The sequence below is a fragment of the Winogradskyella luteola genome (genome assembly GCF_019203985.1).
GTDB classification, from domain to species: domain Bacteria; phylum Bacteroidota; class Bacteroidia; order Flavobacteriales; family Flavobacteriaceae; genus Winogradskyella; species Winogradskyella luteola.
Genome location: NZ_JAGSPD010000032.1, coordinates 1 through 2,566, shown reverse-complemented (window position 1 = coordinate 2,566; position 2,566 = coordinate 1). Strand labels below are relative to the sequence as shown.

General features: G+C 52.3%; 1 protein-coding gene. It reads right to left on the bottom strand.

Translation table 11 applies throughout. The features are described 5' to 3' along the window. On the bottom strand, window positions 1-2,566 hold a 2,566-nt coding region (locus KCG49_RS16255), incomplete at both ends, for a hypothetical protein (RefSeq protein WP_218548011.1).

Below are 2,566 nucleotides of genomic sequence, written 5' to 3'. Positions count from 1 at the left end.
GGGATTGTTGTCGTAGGTGTGCACCTGGGTCACCGTAACGTTGCCAACCTCAAGATAGTCCGTGGTGGTCCGGGATTTTAATCGGTGGTGCTCGGTGGTGTAGCCATAATGCCTTACATATATATTGTCGCTAGGCTCTTGGTTCGGATATACCAGGTTCGGCATCCTGTGGACCTGTACGGCAAAGTCCTTGGGCACCTTGTGAAAGGTCCCAAATCTCTCGTAATCATATTCCTCAAGCTTTTTAAGGGCGTCGTCCTTGTCATAGAGCCTCATCTCCTTAAGGTTGCCGTTCCTCCAATTGGGAAAAACGGTCTTGGCGTGCAGTGCCGGGAAGGGGGTGAAAAAATACCCTGTGCCGTAAGGGTTGTCGCCGTTCAGATCCAGGTTGGAATATTCATAGAGCCTATATCCATTGGAAGAGGCCATATCCTTAAAGGTCTCCCTGACATGCCTGTAGCCCACAAGGCTTCCGCCCGTAACGGGCTGGACCAAGGTATTGGAAGTGACCTTTATTGTCTCGACGGGATTGTTCGGCTCTAAGGGACAGACGCGGCGGTATTTACCCATATAGTTTAGGTTCAACAGGTAGGCCATGCCACTGCCCACTCCCGGCGTGGCCGTATGTCCGGGATAGGTATAGTCATAGGACCTCCAATGTTCGGGTTGCCCGTCCAGGGCGTCATTGTAGGTCTTCAGTTCCTTGATCCTCAATCCCGCGTGTATGTACTCGCCCGGGGTGGGATCCTCGGTGTACTTGATGACGGCACTGAACCCACCTGGACTGGGGTTGCCGGTCTGTGTATTGTTGCAGCCCTGGAAGTTGCCGTTGTAGGTGGCCGAGATCCTGTAGGTGTTGCCAGGTGTCAGAGACTTGAAGCCATTGGGCTCCAACAGCGTCTGTGGTGCATTGGGTGCGTCCGTCATATCGGTAAGGTACAGTGTATAGCTACAGTTCTGGTCGTTAAGGGCCTGTATGCCATCGGTATAGGGGCAGCCCTCAACCGTGATATCGAGCTCGGTGATGCCGTCGCCGTTCATTGGCACGGTAAAGGTCATGGAATGGTCGTAGCCGTTCGATGGGTTCCCGTCCAGGTGCAAACAGCTGTAGCTGTCAAAGACCTCGGTATACTCAAGAAGATGGTCCCTGTAGAAACTGTTCGAAGACCCGGAGAAGAAGCTTACGTAGTTGTTCTCCCATACAAACTCATCGTAACCTCCCGTTGGATAGGTTATTTTTGTGAGCACTTCGGCCTGTGTATAGCTAGGATTTACTGAGCGGTCTGCACTCCCATAATAGGCCGATGGCGCTATGGGAGTGTAGTTTGCCCTGGGGATAAGGTCATCGTTCTCCTTTCCGTTGTAGTACCCAAAATAGTCTATGGATCTTGAGAAGCGCTGTGGCAGCTTCTGGGGGTTGTACCCAAACGCGTACACGCCCTCGACATTGGAAAGCTCGTCCACAATGGCAATGGAGTCCAGTCGCAGGCGTCGTTTCCCCTGCTCTATGATGTTGAGGTCTATGAACGAGGGATTGTAGTTATAGCCCGGGTCGGCAAGCGACTGTGAGGTGCTCAGCTCGAACGCCCTGATAAAGTTATCCGCACCGTCGAAAAGGGTGATCCTTTCCAGCGGGTAGGCGTTATCCAGATCGTCGCGCTCAACGGTGCCCCTTGTAAAGGTCACCCTCCCTTTTGGAAACTGTATCTCCTTTATCTTTGGCTGGGTATACTTCTTCTCCATGTGGTTTAAACTGTACTGCTGGTCACAGTCCGTTATCGCAAGTACGAGCTCCTCGTCGGACTTGAGGATGGTTCTGACGTTGCTTTCAATATCATAGGCAAATGAGATTTTCTCGTCTGAGGTAGGAAACTCTATTTCCCTGAGCATCCAACTCTGATAGTATGGTATACTTGCCGATGCATAGGCACTGGCATCATTATAATAACTGCCGTCTTGGGTCTGCGACCAGGTCCTTACCCTCTCAACGCCTTCTAGATGTGAAGACGTTCCCCCAAAGTGGTATCTGACGCCATTGGGTGTGGTGAGGATGAACCCTGTGATCCTACGGTTCGTAGGGGAATGCACCTGCTTTTCGATCTTGACGTTGGTCTTGGGCAACTGTACAAAATCGTCCAGATTCTGGTCATAATAGAATTTCCCCGAATATCCCGGTAGGGAATAGTTGAACTCATCGGGCTCGTAGTCCCTGGCATTGGCCTGTGCGCCCAGCAGTTGGTGGCCCTGTTCGTTGGGATTGCAACAAGGGCCCGAATCGGGATTGGCGTTGAAATGTGCCAGGTCATATGATGTGTACATGTAGCCCAGATCGTCGTTGTCGTCCGGTAGCCAGTTGATGGTCCTGCTCACCAGGCCACCGGCCTGTAGGTTCCAGCCCAGTCCGACCCATGAGGCCAAATCGGCGACCTTAACACCACCACCGCTGTACCCAAGGCCGACGGGAACGGATACGCCCTTGTGGCTGATGGTGTAAAAAGGTATGGATATGTTAGGTAGGCCCGTGTTTGGGGATACCTGTGTCTGTGAGTACTTGATCAGCTCCGCA